The sequence below is a fragment of the Pseudomonas sp. TUM25319 genome, from assembly GCF_056388475.1.
Map to the genome: position 1 here is coordinate 3,961,796 of NZ_CM150751.1, position 17,494 is coordinate 3,979,289.

At 65.6% G+C, this 17,494-nt stretch carries 13 protein-coding genes; 10 read left to right on the forward strand and 3 right to left on the reverse strand.

The features are described from left to right. The first annotated feature begins 218 nt into the window (after positions 1-218). The 7 genes from nfrB (at position 219) to AC05QJ_RS18395 (ending at position 11,453) form a co-directional block, all read left to right on the forward strand. The gene (gene nfrB / locus AC05QJ_RS18365) at positions 219-2,393 is read left to right on the forward strand and encodes a cyclic di-3',5'-guanylate-activated glycosyltransferase NfrB (protein ID WP_476742715.1); all 2,175 of its coding nucleotides are present in this window, start codon (positions 219-221) and stop codon (positions 2,391-2,393) included. Continuing rightward, complete coding sequence (locus AC05QJ_RS18370) at positions 2,390-5,536, forward strand: NfrA family protein (protein WP_476742716.1); 3,147 nt, start codon at positions 2,390-2,392, stop codon at positions 5,534-5,536. The genes nfrB and AC05QJ_RS18370 overlap by 4 nt, the downstream gene beginning before the upstream one ends. After that, positions 5,536-6,375: a DUF4434 family protein gene (locus tag AC05QJ_RS18375; protein ID WP_476742717.1), complete on the forward strand. Its 840-nt coding sequence runs from the start codon at positions 5,536-5,538 to the stop codon at positions 6,373-6,375. Before AC05QJ_RS18370 ends, AC05QJ_RS18375 begins: the two co-directional genes overlap by 1 nt. A gap of 90 nt (positions 6,376-6,465) precedes the next feature. Beyond that, positions 6,466-7,557 (forward strand): GGDEF domain-containing protein, encoded by a 1,092-nt coding sequence (locus tag AC05QJ_RS18380; RefSeq protein ID WP_476742718.1) that lies wholly within the window; start codon positions 6,466-6,468, stop codon positions 7,555-7,557. 67 nt (positions 7,558-7,624) lie between these two features. Continuing rightward, positions 7,625-8,104: a VOC family protein gene (locus AC05QJ_RS18385; protein WP_476742719.1), complete on the forward strand. Its 480-nt coding sequence runs from the start codon at positions 7,625-7,627 to the stop codon at positions 8,102-8,104. Between the two features lie 97 nt (positions 8,105-8,201). After that, a complete protein-coding gene (locus AC05QJ_RS18390) occupies positions 8,202-9,251 on the forward strand; it encodes an NAD(P)-dependent alcohol dehydrogenase (RefSeq protein WP_476742720.1) in 1,050 nt (349 codons plus the stop codon). Between the two features lie 279 nt (positions 9,252-9,530). Further along, positions 9,531-11,453, forward strand: coding sequence for a tyrosine-protein phosphatase (locus tag AC05QJ_RS18395; protein ID WP_476742721.1), 1,923 nt, complete (start codon positions 9,531-9,533; stop codon positions 11,451-11,453). A gap of 8 nt (positions 11,454-11,461) precedes the next feature. On the opposite strand, the gene AC05QJ_RS18400 is transcribed toward AC05QJ_RS18395, so the two are convergent. The 3 genes from AC05QJ_RS18400 to AC05QJ_RS18410 form a co-directional block, all read right to left on the reverse strand. Further along, complete coding sequence (locus AC05QJ_RS18400) at positions 11,462-12,430, reverse strand: helix-turn-helix transcriptional regulator (protein WP_476742722.1); 969 nt, start codon at positions 12,428-12,430, stop codon at positions 11,462-11,464. 152 nt (positions 12,431-12,582) lie between these two features. Then, positions 12,583-12,918, reverse strand: a complete 336-nt coding sequence (locus tag AC05QJ_RS18405) for a hypothetical protein (protein WP_476742723.1) — start codon at positions 12,916-12,918, stop codon at positions 12,583-12,585. 102 nt (positions 12,919-13,020) lie between these two features. Continuing rightward, positions 13,021-14,127 (reverse strand): HNH endonuclease, encoded by a 1,107-nt coding sequence (locus AC05QJ_RS18410; RefSeq protein WP_476742724.1) that lies wholly within the window; start codon positions 14,125-14,127, stop codon positions 13,021-13,023. A 289-nt stretch (positions 14,128-14,416) separates the two neighbouring features. Between AC05QJ_RS18410 and AC05QJ_RS18415 the strand changes: the two genes are divergently transcribed. Genes AC05QJ_RS18415 through AC05QJ_RS18425 form a run of 3 tightly spaced genes read left to right on the forward strand, consistent with a single transcriptional unit; the run spans position 14,417 to position 17,480 of the window. Next, entirely contained in the window at positions 14,417-16,018 is a 1,602-nt protein-coding gene (locus tag AC05QJ_RS18415; RefSeq protein WP_476742725.1) for an FAD-dependent oxidoreductase, read from the forward strand. Continuing rightward, positions 16,015-16,368, forward strand: a complete 354-nt coding sequence (locus AC05QJ_RS18420) for a 4Fe-4S dicluster domain-containing protein (RefSeq protein ID WP_476742726.1) — start codon at positions 16,015-16,017, stop codon at positions 16,366-16,368. Before AC05QJ_RS18415 ends, AC05QJ_RS18420 begins: the two co-directional genes overlap by 4 nt. 23 nt (positions 16,369-16,391) lie before the next feature. Then, complete coding sequence (locus AC05QJ_RS18425; RefSeq protein WP_476742727.1) at positions 16,392-17,480, forward strand: alkene reductase; 1,089 nt, start codon at positions 16,392-16,394, stop codon at positions 17,478-17,480. The last annotated feature ends 14 nt before the right edge of the window (positions 17,481-17,494 follow it).

Here is a 17,494-nt window from a genome sequence, read left to right on the forward strand (position 1 = left end):
ACACCGTCGCAACGCCGCTCCACGCAGGTCACCGAAACATCCCACGCATTGGACAACCTCGGACTCCGCTGCTTGTATCTAAAGCCTACCCACATGCAACGCCCCGTATGACCTGAATATCAGAGGGACCGGACCATGAGCGCAGGAATGCCGTACACCGTCATCGCCACTGAACCGACCCGGTGGTCGAAGGAGAACGCCAGCGGGCCGCGTGCCTCATGAGCCTGTTCTGGGTCGATGTCCTCACCTATGTCCTGTTCGGTCTGAAGTGGCTGGCGATCCTCCTCGCCAGCCTGATGTTCCTGCTCGGCCTCGATGACCTGTTCATCGACATCGTCTATTGGGGCCGAAAACTGATCCGGCGCTTCCGCATCTACGAAAAATACGCACCGGCGGACGAAAAGCGCCTGTTCGAGGTGGCGGAAAAACCTTTGGCAATCATGGTCCCGGCCTGGAACGAGGTGGGCGTGGTGGGCGAAATGGCACGACTTGCCGCCTCCACCCTCGACTACGAGAACTACCAGATCTTCGTCGGCACCTACCCCAACGACCCGCAGACCCAGGCCGACGTCGATGCCGTGTGCCTGCATTATCCCAATGTGCACAAGGTGGTCTGTGCGCGCCCCGGCCCCACCAGCAAGGCCGACTGCCTGAACAACGTGATCGACGCCATCCTGCGCTTCGAGCGCGATGCCCGCATCGAGTTCGCCGGGTTCATCCTGCACGATGCCGAAGACGTCATCTCGCCCATGGAACTGCGCCTGTTCAACTACCTGCTGCCGAACAAGGACATGATCCAGATTCCGGTCTACCCCTTCGCCCCCGAGTGGCGCGGGTTCACCGCCGGGCATTACGTGGACGAGTTCGCCGAGAACCACGGCAAGGACGTCATCGTCCGCGAAGCCCTGACCGGCCAGGTGCCCAGCGCCGGCGTCGGCACCTGCTTCAGCCGCCGCGCCATCGGCGCGCTGCTGGAAGACGGCGACGGCATCGCCTTCGACGTGCAGAGCCTCACCGAGGACTACGACATCGGCTTCCGGCTCAAACAGAAAGGCATGAAGTGCATCTTCGCCCGTTACTCCATCAGCGACCCGCAACTGGCCTTGCAGCGGGTCTGGGCGCCGGGCATGAGCAAGGCCTTCGCCCAGGTGATCTGCGTGCGTGAGCATTTCCCCCGCGACTGGCAGCATGCGATCCGGCAGAAATCGCGGTGGATCGTCGGCATCGTCTTCCAGGGCACCAGCAACCTGGGCTGGAGCCGCAAGGGTGCACTCAACTATTTCCTCTGGCGCGACCGCCGCGGGCTGTTCGCTTACCTGCTGAGCTTCCTGGTCAACCTGTTGCTGCTGGTGCTGGTGACCATGTGGCTGATCACCGTCATTTTCCCCGACGCCTGGCGTTTCCCGTCGATCCTGGCCGGTAGCCAGTTGCTCAGCACCCTGCTCTGGCTCAACGGCTTTCTGCTGATCAACCGGCTGTTCCAGCGCGGCTGGTTCGTCACCCGCTACTACGGCATCTTCGAGGGCCTGCTGTCGGCGCCCCGGATGATGTGGAGCAACTTCGTCAATTTCTTCGCCAACGTCCGCGCCTTGCGCCAGGTGCTGGAGATGGGCGACTCACGGCGGGTGGCCTGGGACAAGACCACCCACGAATTCCCGGCCCTCGCCGCGCCGGCCCGCACACCGCTGGGCCAGCGCCTGGTCGACAAGGGCCTGATCAGCGCCGAGCAACTGCAGGCGGCGATCACCGCACCGGAACGCCGCCGTCTGGGGCGAGAGCTGCTGGTGCGCGGGCTGATCAGCAGCGAACAGCTGGTGGAAACCCTGGCCGAGCAACTGGACCTGCCCTGGGCCCCGCTGGACCCGTTCGCCATCGACCCGCAACTGATTGCCCAATTGCCGCGCAAGATCGCCATGCACTACGGCGTATTGCCGGTGGCGGTCGAGGGCAAGACCCTGGTGCTGGCCAGCGAAAGCCCGGTCAGCCAGGTGTCCCTCGGCGCCATTGCCCGTCAGCTCAAGCGCCCGGTCAGCAGCCGGCTGGCTCCCCAGGGGCGGGTCACCCTCGGGCTGCGCTATCACTACCCCAGCCCGTGGCAGAAGGAGGAAACCCGGGCGATGCTCGCGGTGCTGGAGCGTCACAAGGACGATGCCGACCTGATCGAGCGGGTCAGCCATCATCAGGTGTTGCTGGGCACTCTGCTGCAAACCCGCGGCATGGTCCCGGCCACCCTGTTCAATCAGGTGATGATCGATTTCGACCCGGAAAGCACCAGCCTGGGCGACTACCTGATCCAGCGCGGCATCATCACTGACCAGGTGCTGCGCGAAGCCCTGGCCGAACAGGCCACCGAACAGCAGGCGGCATACAACATCGCCAGGGAGGTGGCATGAAGACGCTCAGGCCCCTGACCTTGACCGGCCTGCTGTTGTGCCTGTGCAGCGCGCAGGGCATGGCGGCACCGATGAGCGATTTCGACCGGTTCCGCAGCTTCCCCTACATGGACCGCAGCTACCGCGAGGCGAAGAACGCCAACTGGCCGGAAGTCGAACGCCTGACCCGTCACCTGCTGGAGCGGGTGCCGAACAACGATGAAGCCCGCAGCCTGCTGATCCAGGCCCTGGCCCATCAGCACCGCTACCAGGAAGCCGAACAGCTCGCCGCGGTCCAGGGCAAGGACAGCGAAGCACTGCTGGAACTGCGCCTCTTGCGTATCGAACAGGACCCGCCGGACGCCGCTACCGTCGAGCGCTGGATGAATGACAGCCAGATCAGCCCGCGCATCCGCCTGCGCCAGGCCTACAGCCTGAGCCTGGGCAAGCATGGCGGGCCGCAGAAGGCGCTGGACTGGTTGAACCAGCTACGCCCGGCCGGCGACGACAATATCCTGCGTCAGTCCCGGGCCAACTGGGCCGAACAGGTGGGCGACTGGGACGAGACCATCCAGCAACTGGCACCGCTCGCCGCCAGCGGCCCGCTCGGCGACGACGACTGGCAGCGCCTGGCCAACGCCTACGTGCAACGCCTCGACGAAGCCCCGTTGCAAGCCCTGCTGGCCAAGGCGCCGTCGGAAGACGCCGCGCGCAGGACACGCCTGGCCATGGTCGACCGCGCCGTCGCCATGGGTCACGAGCAACAGGCGCGACGCTGGCTGCAATCACTGCCACAAGCCGACCGCGATCAGCCGCAACACCGCCAGCAACTGCTGGAACTGGCCCGGCAGAGCGAAGACGGCGCCCTGGTACGCGAGCTGAGCAACGACCTGCAGAAACCCTGCCTGGAAACCGCCGAATGGCTGTCGCGCAACGATCCGCAACAGGCCCGGGAACAATTGGCCCAGTGCCGCGCCGAGGACGATCCGAAAACCTGGCTGGTCCTCGCCCAGCGCCTGCATGCCGACGACCTGCTGCAACGCCAGCGTCTGCCGCAACCCTGGGACAGCCAGCGGCAACAACGCTTGCTGGAGATCTGGAGGGAAGAAGGCAAGACCCGCCAGGTGATGGACTGGCTCGCCGCCCAGCCGCAGACCCCGGCCATCCTCCAGCAACGTGCCGAACTGTTGCAGGGCACCGGCCACGGCCGCGATGCCGCTGCTGCCTGGGCCAGCCTGTATCGCCAGACCGGCAGCCTCGACGCGCTGAACCAGGCCACTTACCTGATGCTCGACGGCGGGCGCGGGAACGAGGCACGGGGACTGCTGGAGCAGGCGTACGATCGCCATCAGGGCCGTCTCCCCGCCCCGCTGCTGCAGCGACTGGCCGGTCTGTACAGCCAGGCCGATACGGCGCTGGACAGCCGCAGGGTCAGCGGCCTGATTCCCCGGATCGATGCCGCCAGCCGCAGCCTGCTGCTGGCGCGACTGGCGGAAAGCGGTCAATGCGAGGCGGTGCACGCGGCGATTCCCGACAAGCCCGTCGAGCCCGGCCAATTGCGCGCCCTCGGGCGCTGCGCCATGCCGGACCGCCCGGGCGAAGCGGTGGTGTACTACCAGGCCGCGCAACGCCTGGGTGATCGCGGCAGCCGCCTGCCGCTGGCCTACGCCCTGGAAGCGGCTGGCGATTCAGCCGGCGCCCAGCGCCTCTTCGACACCCTGCCCTCCAGCGAATGGACCGACAACGCCCGCCTTACCGCCGCCCGCAGTGCCCTCAACGCCGGCAACCCGGAACGGGCTGAACAGTACTGGAGCCCTGCTGGCCACCCGGCCGCCGATGACTGGGCGCTGGGCGCCGCCATCGCCGAACGCCGCGGCGACCTGCCGCTCGCCCTGGAGCGCCGCCGCCAGGCCTTGCAGCACCAGCCACGGGCCGAGCACTATTACGACGCCTCGATCACCGCCCGGAAAACCGGCGACCTGACCCAGAGCACGGCCTGGCTGGCCGAGGCCGTGCGCCTGGCGCCGGAGCATCCACGCTACCGCGCCGACTACGGCATGCGCCTGGCCGGCGACCCGGACCCGGCGCTGCGCCGCCAGTCCATCCCGTACCTGCAACAGGCCACCCGCAGCTTCCCCGAGGACTACCGCATCGGCGAGACCCTCGCCTGGCGCTACGACGAAGTGCAAGACAGCGCCGCCGCCCGCAGAGAACTGCGCCGGGTGCTCGATGTAGAGCAGGACCTGGTGGACGGCGACGACGAATACGGCAGCCTGGAAGCGCGCAAGTACCGCCAGCGCCGCGCTCACGAAGCGCTGTCGCGGCGCGACACCGTGACCCTGGCCAGCACCTGGTCGCCGGCCGGCATCTCTACCAACGACAACTTCCGCGCCTCGGACAACCCGCAGCGCCGGGCGCAGTCGCAGAACGTGCAGATGGCCATGTGGGACCATGCCTTGGGCGAAGAGCCGAGCCGCAACGGCAGCACCCTGTCGGTGTACGGTCGCGTGCTGTTCGGCGCCAGTGGCCGCAGCGACTACGCCCAGAGCATGGGCACCGGCGTTGGCCTGCGCTACAAGCCGCTGGGCCGCGCCAACCTCAACCTGTACGCCGAGCTGTACCACCAGCGGCAGATCGACGACGCGCACTATGACGGCCTCAGCCTCGGCCAACTGCTCAGTCCGGCCAAGGTCGGCGGCAACTGGAAAGACCTGCGCAGCCACGCCGAAAGCAGCAACGACCTGCTGCTGCGCGCCACCGCGTCGTTTTTCGACCAGGGCGATTACCGCGCCGACTGGCGGGTCGACGAGGATGACTGGAACGAGCGTTTCCTCTACCTCGACGCCGCCTGGTGGACCCGCGCCGGCGATCACCAGTGGCTGTCGCGCTATCAGCAAGGGCACACCTGGAAGCTCGATACCCGCTCGCCGCAGACACTGATGCCCTATGGCTTCCTCGAATTTGCCAGCCAGGACCCGAGCAACGACTGGCGCCAGGACCTGCGCGCCGGCATCGGCCTGCGCTGGCAATGGTGGTTCGATGACGACAAGTACAATGCTTATCGGGGCTCGCTCAAGGTACGCACCGAGTACCAGCAGTCCCTCGGCGGCAATCTATACGAGCGCGCCAATGGCGTGCTGCTGGGCGTGGAGCTGACCTTCTGATGCGCCGACTGTTACTGCTTTTACTGCTGGTGTGCCTGCCCGTCGCTGCCGACCAGCGGGTGATCTACCAACCCCTGAACGCGGATGCCAGCCTCAGTACCGAGCAATGGCGCCAGTTGTGGCGCGACACCGTCCGCCAAGGCGCGCACACCCTCATCGTGCAGTGGACCCGCTACGGTGAAGAACGCTTCGGCGGCGCCGACGGCTGGCTCGCCAACAGCCTGCGCGAAGCCCATGCCCAGGGGCTGAAGCTGATCGTGGGGCTGCACCTGGACAGCGCCTACTACACCCGTATCGACGAACTGGACAGCGCGGGGCTTGCCGCCTACTGGAAAGCCCAACTGGGCGAATCACTGGCGCAGCAGCGTGAAGTCCGCGAGCACTGGCAACTGCCGGTGACCGGCTGGTACCTGCCGATGGAGCTGGACGACCTGCATTTCCAGGCGTCCGACCGGCGGGATGCGCTGTACATCCAGTTGCAGGAATTCAACCGCAAACTGGACGCGCCGCTGCACCTGAGCGCCTTCAGCACCGGCAAGCTGGCGCCGGGCGTACAGGCGGGCTGGTTCGCCGAGCTGGTGGGGCTGAACCTCACGCTGTGGTGGCAGGACGGTGCCGGCACGGGACGGCTGAGCCCACTGGTACGGCAGCGCTACATTGCCGCCCTGCCCTGTGAGGTGGGGATCATTCGCGAAGCGTTTCGCCAGGTCAGCCGCGAGGGGGAAGCCTTCCGCGCCGAGCCCATGGCCCCGGCCCTTGGCGCGAGTTGCCATGCCGATGCGGTGTTCGCCCTGAATTACCGGCCCTGGGCCAGCGTGCTGCCCAGCGCCCCTCGATAGATCCTCATCGCAGCGCCAGGCCTGCCTCCACCCTATGGGAGCCGGCCTTGCCGGCGATGAGGCCCTCCCTGTCTCCAGAACAGCAGAACCATGTACAAAACCATCGAAGACCAGGTCCGCCGCCATATCGCCCCGCCCGCCCTGCGCGCCGAATTCCGCCAGCACGACTTCGAGCGCCTGCGCGGTTTCTGCATCCTGATTTTCTGCCTGAGCATCGCCGTCTGGCTGATCTTCGACCTGCTGGTGAGCTTCATTGGCGACCAGGGACTGACCTGGCGCTCAGGGCTGCTGATCGTTGCCATGGGGGTCCTGACCATGGTCCTGCTGTTCGTGCGCAAGGCCGCACACTTCAGCGTGCTCAACCTGCTGTTCGTCAGCCTCATGGCCCTTGCCGTGCGCCTGGTGGTGGACGGCATCCCGCAGAACCTGCAGCCCGGCTGGCTGATCATGGCCGCCTCGACCATCCTCTTCGCCATCACGGTGCTGCCACTGCAACGCTGGTCCTGGCTGGGCAGCGTGGTCATCACCTGGCTGCTGCTCAACCCCTTCCAGACCGGTGCCATCGAACTGATCGGCTTGCACGCCTTGATGATCATCAGCTACGCCACCTTCATCACCGGGTTGACCTTCTACAGCTACATCGTCCTGCGCCAGGCGAAGCTGGAGAACTTCTCCATGTCGCGGCTGCTGCTGGACCAGGCCTACATCGATGTACTCACCGAGATTCCCAACCGCCGCTCGTTCATGACCCAGGCCGAGCGGCACATGCATAACGACGAGGCAGAGGCCGGGCGCTACCTGGCGATGATCGACGTGGACAACTTCAAGAAGGTCAACGACCAGTTCGGCCATGACAGCGGCGACGTGGTGCTCAAGCGCATCGCCGCCAACATCAAGGCCAGCATGGGCGAGTTCGTCTATGCCCGGCTGGGTGGCGAAGAGTTCGTCATCTACCTGTGGGGCCTCGACCAGCAGGCCACCGAGCAACGGGTCGAGGCGCTGTGCCAGGCCGTGCGGGAGGCGCCGGGCGAACACCCGGTCACCATCAGCATCGGCCTGACCCGCATCGACGCCGGCGACAACCTCAGCGAAGCCCTGGGCCGGGCAGATGCGGCACTTTACGACGCCAAGCACGAGGGCAAGGATCGCTACGTGCTGTGGCGCGCGCCGGTGGCCGACTGAAGGGCGCGCGCGAACTGCGCACGGGACTAGACTCAAGACCTCTCCTCTCCCCTCCGGAGTCACTGCCATGACCGCCAGGAACACCATCTGCCTCTGGTTCGACCACGATGCCCTCGAAGCAGCCACCTTCTACGCCGCCACCTTCCCCGACAGCGCCGTCACCGGCGTGTACGAGGCTCCGGGCGACTACCCGTCGGGCAAGGAAGGCGACGTCATCACCGTGACCTTCACTGTCATGGGCATACCGTGCCTGGGCCTCAACGGCGGCCCGGTCTTCAAGCACAACGAGGCGTTCTCGTTCCAGGTCGCCACCGACGACCAGGCCGAGACTGACCGCCTGTGGAATGCCATCGTCGGCAACGGCGGTGAAGAAAGCGCCTGCGGCTGGTGCCGGGACAAATGGGGTATTTCCTGGCAGATCACCCCACGCGTGCTCACCGACGCCATCGCCAGCCCGGACCGCGCCCTCGCCAAGCGCGCCTTCGAAGCCATGATGCAGATGGGCAAGATCGACATCGCCACGATCGAGGCGGCGATCCGCAGCTGAGCGAGGATCAGGCAAGAACCCGCCTCTAATGGGTTACCGGAACGCCCGCCGCCGCGTGGAAGATAGCCCGGTCTTCACCTTTTCCAAGGAGTCCGTCATGCAAGTCATCGCCTACGGCGCCCACGCCGGCGACCAGCCACTGGAACCGCTGACCATCACCCGCCGCGAACCCGGCCCCCACGATGTGCAGATCGACATCGCCTTCTGCGGCGTCTGCCACTCCGACCTGCACCAGGTCCGTTCCGAATGGGAAGGCACCCAGTACCCCTGCGTGCCCGGCCACGAAATCGTTGGCCGGGTCCGGACCGTGGGTGCCCATGTCAGCGGCTTCAAGGCTGGCGACCTGGTGGGAATCGGCTGCATCGTCGACAGTTGCAAGCACTGCGCCGACTGCGACGATGGCCTGGAAAACTACTGCGACGGCATGATCGGCACCTACAACTTCCCGACCCCGGATGCGCCGGGCTGGACCCTGGGCGGCTACTCGCAGCAGATCGTCGTCCACGAACGCTACGTGCTGCGCATCAAGCACCCGGCCGAGCAACTGGCCGCCGTCGCCCCGCTGCTGTGCGCCGGCATCACCACCTGGTCGCCGCTGCGCACCTGGGGCGCCGGGCCGGGCAAGAAAGTCGGCGTGGTCGGCATCGGCGGCCTGGGCCACATGGGCATCAAGCTGGCCCATGCGCTGGGCGCCCATGTGGTGGCCTTCACCACCTCCGAGTCCAAGCGCGAAGCCGCTCTGGAGCTGGGTGCGGACGAAGTGGTGGTGTCGCGCAATGCCGAGGAAATGGCCGCCCATGGCAAGTCCTTCGACCTGATCCTCAACACCGTGGCGGCGCCCCATGACCTGGATGCCTTCCTGGTGCTGCTCAAGCGCGACGGCACCCTGGCCCTGGTCGGCGCCCCGGCCACCAGCCACCCGTCGCCGAACGTGTTCAACCTGATCATGAAACGCCGTGCCATTGCCGGCTCGATGATCGGCGGCATCCCGGAAACCCAGGAAATGCTCGACTTCTGCGCCGAGCACCGGATCGTCGCCGACATCGAACTGATCCGCGCCGACCAGATCAACGACAGCTACGAGCGGATGCTCAAGGGCGATGTGAAATACCGGTTCGTGATCGATAACGGGACGTTGGCGGAGTGAATCCGTACGGGCGCTGCTCACGCAGCGCATCGCCGGCAAGGCCGGCTCCCACAAGGTCCGGAGCAATCGCACCACTCAGGCCGGGCTCGATATCTGTGGGGGCCGGCCTTGCCGGCGATGCGCAGCGAGCGGCGCCCGACCCACCCCCTGTCCCACAGACCAAAAACGCACGCCACGGACCAATAGCGCAGCCAATTGCGCAACGCCATTTTTTGTAACATTCGCGTCCCAGGCCCCACCGATAGTGCCCCTTCCCAAGCACTATCCAGAGGCTCCTCCGTGTTCCATCGCATCCTGTGTTCGCTGTCGCTGCTCAGCCTGTCCGTTGCCGCCGCCAACCTGCAGGCCGCCGAAACCCTCGATACCCCGCGCCTGCAGGGCATCGACAATTTCCGTGACGTCGCCGGCACCACCAGCGCCTACACCACCACCCACGACGGGGTGATGCGCGCCGGACAGTTCTACCGCTCCAACGCCCTGACCCCGACCGCCTCCGACCTGGCCATCCTCAACGGCCTGGGCATCAGCAATGTCTACGACCTGCGCACCCCGAGCGAGATCGCCAGCACGCCGGACACCCTGCCTGCGGGCGCCGAGTACCAGAACATCGACATCATCGGCAGCACCACGTCCGGCTCGAACATCACCACGATTTCCATCAGCAGCGCCGCCCAGGCCGTGGCGATGATGGAGGAAACCAACCGCGCCTTCGTCAACGACGCCGGCATGCGCGGGCAGTTTTCCGTAATGTTCAACGAACTGGCCGCTGCCGACGGCGCCGCGCTGTTCCACTGCACCGCCGGCAAGGACCGCACCGGCTGGACCGCCGCGGTGCTGCTGAGCATCGCCGGGGTGGACAGCGCGACCATCATGTCCGACTACCTCGCCACCAACGACTATACCGCTGCCCGAGTCGCCGCGACCCTGGCGGCGATGCCGTCGAGCATGGCCGCCATCTACGCGCCGTTGCTGGGTGTTCAGGCCAGCTACCTGCAAGCCGGCCTCGATGAAGTCACTGCGCAATACGGCAGCATGGACAACTACCTCAAGGAAGGGCTCGGCCTGTCGCAGGAGACCATTTATGTGCTGCGCGGCAAGATGGTCTGGTACAACAGCCTGCCCGGCATGAGCGGCCTGCTCGGCAACGCCGCCGCCGGCGCGTCGCTGTTGCAGCAGTTGCAGAACAGCGAGCTGTCGGGCACCTACAGCGCCTACAACTACTACCTGCAATCGGCCATCGATGCCGGCACCCTGGGCGGGGTCGAGTCCACCGTCGGTGGCCAGGTGCACGCTGATGCCGCCAGCTACCTGCTGCGCCAGGGCGCGCTGGTCGATCGTGCCACCGCCGGCTACAGCAGCGGCATCGGTCTCAAGGCCGGCCAGACCCGGCTGTGGTCCACCGCCCTCGCCGGCTACCTCGGCACCGATGGTTCCTCCCGGGCCGCCAGCAGCAACGAGCACACCCAGGGCGCACTGTTCGGCCTGACCCGGCGCTTCTCCGAACAACTCAGCGGCCACGCCGGTTTCGGTTACAGCCGGGGCAGCATCGGCAGCAGCGGCGGCGATGTCGATACCGACCTGACGCTGCTCAAGGCCGGCGCACGCTATGCGCCAGACAGCCTGGAACAGGGCCTGTTCGTCGATGCCGGGATCAGCGCCGGCTGGCTCGACTACAGCAGCAAGCGCGAACTGGGCGGCGGCCTCGGTGCGGCCAAGGGCGATACCCATGGCACCCTGAGCGGTGCCAGCCTGGCACTGGGCTACCGCCTGCCGTTGAACGGCATGACCCTGGAACCGAGTCTGGGCCTGCGGGTCAGCCACCTCGACCTGTCCGGTTTCGAGGAAAAAGGCAGCGAACTGGCCCTGGACGTCGATGGCATCCAGACCACCCGACGCAGCGTGACCGCTGCGGTGAAAGCCACCTTCGCCCCGGTCGCGCTCAGCGGCGGCTGGCAAGTGGTGCCGGGTATCGAGCTGGGTTATGACCACGCCCTGGGCGACCACGAGGTCGAGAGCCAGAGCCACCTGTTCGGGCTGGATATCGACCAGCGCGCTGCCTTCGACAGCCGCGATCAGTTCAACGGCGCCTTCAGCCTGACCGCGAGCCTCGGCGACCTGAGCCTTGGTGCTGAAGTCGGCGCCATCGCCGGCGGTGAAAGCCACGGCGTGAATGGCGCACTCAGGGCCAGCTATCAGTTCTGAGGCAAACGTCAGGCCTTGCGCAAGGCCGCGGGGCTGACGCCGTAGGCGTTCTGGAAGTACTGGCAGAAGCGCCCGACATTGCTGAAGCCCAGGCGCAGCGACAGGTCGGTGATGGACTGCGCCGGATCCTGGCGCAGCGCCTCACGGGCCTGCTCCAGCCGCACCTGCCGTTGGTAGGCGACGATGGAACAGCCGGCGAACCGTCGAAATCCCTCCTGCAGCGCCCGCAGGCTGACGTGGCTCAGTTGCGCCAGCTCGCTACCGCTTACCAGGGCTTCAGGGTGCGCGCGGATATAGTCCATCGCCAGCCGCACATGCCGTGGCGCAATCGCCGGCGTGGGTGCCAGCAGCGCCTCGCTGTAGGTGTGCGGCCAGGCTTCCAGCACCGAATCCACCAGCATCTCCTGCAACCGCACCGGCATCAGCGCACTGGTGTTGATCAGCCCGTCGAATTCGCTGCCGGTCGCCATGGCGATGATGGCGCGGATGCCCTGGAAGCGCTCGGTGTTGAGGTCCACCACAGGCTGGAAACGGATCCTGTTCATGACCGGACGACCCAGCAGCGTTGCCAGGCGCCGGGCGAACAGCTCGCGACGGACCGAGATGCCGTACTGCTGGTGCCCGTCGACGAAACTCACCGAACGCACCTCGGCCTTCTCCACCGCCAGGCCGTAACGCGGCGTGCCGACCTGGTCGTCGCCGAGGGCGAAGACGATGCGGCCGGCCGTGGGGAAAACGAAGGTGATCTCGTCGTCCATGTCCGGCAGTTGCGTGGTGAGGTCGCCGAGGTAGCTCATGCGCCGGAAGCTGACGCCTTCGTAGCGGCCATAGACACCGGCGATGACCACCTTGCGGTCCAGGCGCGGCAGGTGGGCGTAGAGATTGCCGAACATTCGGGTGAACAGTGCGCCGAACTCGTCGGCGCTCAGGTCGTCCGAGCGGATCATGAACGGCTTGCGCAGCGGGGCGGAAATCACCTTTGTTATCAACCTTCTGGCAGTGGTCGCTGGGACGCTAGCAAGTGGCGATGACAGCCATGTTTCAAGTAATTTCCAACCGTCCGCGATCACGTTCGGGAAAAAGCGAACCGGCTGAACAAAAAAGCGCCCAGAGGCGCTTGTACTGCTTTCTAGACAAGATACATCTCGGCGATCAGAACCGTATCAGGATTTACAGGCTGTTGCTGTTCAATGAAATAAACTACAAGGGCATGACAGGCTTGCCTCACATCTTTTTTTTCCTTAAGCACTGAGGCGACAGATGACTGAACACTGGGATGAAGCAGTTGCTCAGCAGTACTCCAATAATCCCCGAACCCCCAGGACTGCGATATTTGTCCCCGGATCTTCGCCGCTTCGAGCAAAGAAGCATGGGCATACTGACCCACGGCGTCTGCGATAAGCTTCCACTGCCAGGGGCAATTCGCCACCAACTTCCGAGTATCCAACAACGCTTGACTTATCACGCTTCACTCCTGTGCACTTGACTGAACCTTATTCCTTACTTGCCTCTCGTACACCTGGCGACAACAACCGAGTTTTACGAGAAACCTGTTTTCAACCACTCATCATTGCTGAAACACATGTCGCTGGTGGTACGCCAGGTACTCAGCAAGCTCGCTGTTCACAAAGCGCAAGGAACGGGGAACGCCGAGCCATTCCTTATGCGCGGATGCCAACCGCCCCGACACCAGCATCTCCCCCCGCTCATCAAAACTGATCAACCCGCGATCGAACAACACATCCAGATTCGCCTCCAGCAGCAACCCGTTGCTGCTGTCCAGCCGCTGCTTCGCCGTCGCCTCGGCCCAGGGCTTGATGTGCGACGCCCGCAGTACCTCGGTGCAGGCCAGCCCGGTCACCGCGCAGGCGCCGCCCCAGATCTCGAGCAGATCCTGGCGGAACTTGCCTTGCCCGCGCCGGGCCTGGACCTGGGTCATCACCTCGGTCACGGGCTCGCTGCCTTCCAGCAGTTCATCACGCTCCACCGCGGAGATCGGTTCGGACGGCGCGCACTGGATGGCGTCCATCAAGCGCAGCCATTTCTCGCCCCGCTGCGCCTGCGGGATGGCATCCATGATCCGGCCCACCAGTGCAAGGTCCAGCTCGGTGTAGCTGCCGAACATGCCCAGCAGTTTCTGTTTGCCGGTAATGCTGCGGGCGTCGAGGGTGACGGGCTCGTCGAACCACCAGTAATAGTCGTCGGGACAGATCCAGTTGGGGATCCAGTGCAAGTCCTGTTTCCAGTTTCTGATGAAGTGGTGACGGTCGTCCTCGTGGAGCTTGCGCACTTTGGTGACGGCCCAGGCTTCTTCCCAGAGGTCGTGCAAGGCGAGTTTCTGGACGATGTCCTCGCGCTGGGGTTTCAGGCGCTCGTCGAACAGGCCGACGGCATTGCCGGCGATGCCCACCAGTTGCTGGATGCCATTGTGGGAGGCGGTCATGAAGACGAAGGTCTGACCGGCATTGTCGATCAGCGGCGCAGCGCCGAAGCCTTCGGTATGGAAAACCCGGTAGCGCTCGTTGCCACGGCGCAGCAGCAACCGTGGGGAGTTGTTCCACTCTTCATGGCCGTAGCCGTTTTCCTTGGGGTAACCGCTGGTGGCGAAGACGCCGGAAGGCGCGGTGTAGTGGTTGGTGTTCCAGAAAACCGGCTTTTGTACGAATAACGCCATTTACCCTTCCATCCTGTGTCAGCAGCCTTCACATCCATAGGCTTTCATTGTGCGGTCATGATATCAAAAAGACAGCAGTCGTTCGCCTGACTCCGGAGCACCTTCACGACGCCCCTTAAAATAACCAAATGTAATTTTATAAAACTAATAAATACGAAAATCACATAATTAGCTTAGAACCAAAAAGCCTTTCCCTCTCGGCTGACGCAGGCATATGGTTCTACCCAGACCCGACCCCACTCCCGGCGGAGGCCATCCCCAACGACCTCGCCAGGAGCCTTCGCATCCCATGATTCCCCTGTTTCACAATGCCCCCGCCCCGCTGCAGCTGCGCGCCGATGTACTGATCATCGGCGGCGGCCTCGCCGGCACCTGGGCGGCGATCGCGGCCGCGCGCAAGGGCGCCACCGTGGTGCTCGCCGACAAAGGCTACTGTGGCACCAGCGGCGTGACCGCCACCGCCGGCCCTGGCCATTGGTGGGTACCGCCCGAGCAGCGCGCGGCGGCCATCGACAAGCGCACCCTCAGTGCCGAAGGGCTGGGCGACCCGCGCTGGATGGCGCGGATCCTCGAGACCACCTGGCAGTCGCTGCCGCAACTGGACCGCCTCTACCACTTTCCCATCGACGACCAGGGCCGCAAGCAGTACCGCGCCCTGCGTGGCCCGGAATACATGCGAGCCATGCGCCAACTGACCCTGGAGCACGGGGTCACCGTGCTGGACCAGAGCCCGGCACTGGAGTTGCTGAAGAATGAGTCGGGCGAGCTGGCCGGCGCCCGCGGCTGGCAGCGCCAGGCCAAGCGGGAATGGCAGGTCAGCGCCCCGGCAGTGGTGCTGGCCACTGGCGGCTGCGGTTTTCTCTCGCGCCTGCTGGGCAGCCACACCAACACCGGCGACGGCTACCTGATGGGCGTGGAAGCCGGTGCCGAGCTGTCGGGCATGGAGTTTTCCAACTATTACTGCATCGCCCCGGCTGGCAGCACCATGACCCGTTCGATGGTCTACACCTTCGGCCGTTATTTCGACGCCGCCGGCCATGAGCTGGATATTCCCCAGGGCCCCACCTTCAACGACGCCCTCGCCCGCGCGCTGCTGCGAGGGCCGGTGTTCTGCCGGCTGGACCGCATCCCCGCCGATATCCGCGCGCGCCTGCCCTACGTGCAACCGAACCTGATGCTGCCGTTCGACCGCCAGGGCATCGACCCCTATCGCGACAAATTCCAGGTGACCCTGCATGGCGAAGGCACCATTCGCGGCGTGGGCGGTTTGCGCATCGTTGACGCGTCCTGCCAGACCGGTGTGCGCGGGTTGTTCACCGCCGGCGACGCTGCCAGTCGCGAGGCGGTGACCGGCGCCATCTCGGGCGGCGGTGCGGTGAACTCATCCTGGGCGCTGTCCAGCGGACAGTGGGCCGGCGCCGGCGCCGCCCGGTACGCCCTGGAAAATCCGGCAATTCGTACCGTGGTACGTAACGTGCCACGGTACGCAGCTTTGCATGAAGGCAGTACAGACACCGATTACCGCGAGTCAATCCGCGCTGTGCAGAGCGAACTGCACCCCTATGACAAGAACCTGTTTCGTCATGGTGCCCAGTTGCAGCGCTCGCTCGACGTGCTGGAAAACCATTGGGACCGCCTGCGTGACCAGCGCTGCCCGACCGAGCCGACGGCACTGTTGCGCTGGCGGGAAACCACTTCCCTGCTGGCCAGCGCCCGCTGGTGCTACCACAGCGCCCTGGCGCGCAAGGAAAGTCGTGGCATGCACCAGCGCAGCGACGCTCCCGAGCGTCTCGCCCACTTTGACGCCCATCTGCGCAGCGGCGGCCTCGATACCCCCTGGGTACGCCGCGATGCCGTCACAGCCCTTGATCCCAGCGAGGTAACGGCATGATCGAGTTGATCTTCAGCGACCGCTGCAGCGGCTGCAGCCAGTGCGTGACAGTCTGCCCCAGCAATGCCCTGAGCCAGGGCGAAGACGGCAAACCGCGCATCGCCGATCAGTCGGCCTGCCAGACCTGCTTCATGTGCGAGCTGTATTGCCACAGCGACGCGCTCTATGTGCACCCCGATTGCGAGCAGCCCGTCAGCCTCGACCCGGCACAGGTGCTCGCCAGCGGCCTGGTCGGCCAGTACCGGCGCGACTCCGGCTGGGACGAGTACGCCGCCAACCCGCGTTACGACAACCAGCACTGGCGCATGGAAGGCATCTTCGCCCTCGCCCGTGAGCTGGCCACTTCTTGAATCCACCTGAGCAGGAGTTCTCCATGAGTCTTTTCAGCAGTGCCCCGCTGGGCCACCTGACCCTGGCCAACCGCGTGGTCATGGCGCCGCTGGGCCGCGCCCGCTCCGACGAGCAGACCCGCCAACCGCTGCCCCGGGTGGCGACCTACTACCGTCAGCGGGCCAGCGCCGGGCTGATCATTTCCGAAGCGACCCACGTGTCCGCCGAAAGCGTCAGCCGCCCCGGCGGCTCGGCGATCCACGATGACGCCCAGGTCGAGGCGTGGAAACCGGTGACCGCCGCCGTGCACGCCGAAGGCGGACGCATCTTCCAGCAGTTGTTCCACCTTGGGCGCAAGGCCCATCCGCACCGTTTGCCGGGCAATCTGCTGCCGGTAGCGCCTTCGGCCATCGCCGCCATCGGCGAGGTATCGACGCCGAACGGGCAACAGCCCTTTCCGGTGCCACGGGCGCTGGAGAGCGACGAGATCACCCAGCGCGTCGAAGACTTCCGCATTGCCGCCCGCAATGCCGGTCGTGCCGGTTTCGATGGTGTGGAAATCCACGCCGCCAATGGCTACCTGATCGACCAGTTCCTGCGCGACGGCGCCAACCAGCGCGATGACGCCTACGGCGGCAGCGTGGAGAACCGTGCGCGGTTCCTGCTGGAGATCGTCGATGCGGCCATCGGCGAACTGGGCGCGCAGCGTGTCGGCGTGCGTATTTCGCCGAACGTCGAGTACGACGGCATCCGCGACAGCGAACCCCTGGCGCTCTACAGCCACGTCGCCCGCGAACTGCAACGGCGCGGCATCGCCTACCTGCACCTGATCGAACCGGACGCCACGCCACCGGAGCGCCGCCTGGCACCGACCCTGCGCCAGTTGTTCAAGGGTCCGCTGATCCTCGCCGGCGATTTCGACCGCGACAGCGCCCGCGCCGCCATCGAACAGGGCCGCGCCGACTTCGTCGCCTTCGGCCGGCTGTTCATCGCCAACCCCGACCTGGTGGAGCGCTTCCGTCAGGACGCCCCCCTCAATGCCCCGGATGAAGCCAGCTTCTACGTGGGCGGCGACCAGGGCTACATCGACTACCCCTTCCTCCAACCGCAGCGCGAAGCCGTGGCCGGTTGATCTCACAGGAGCCT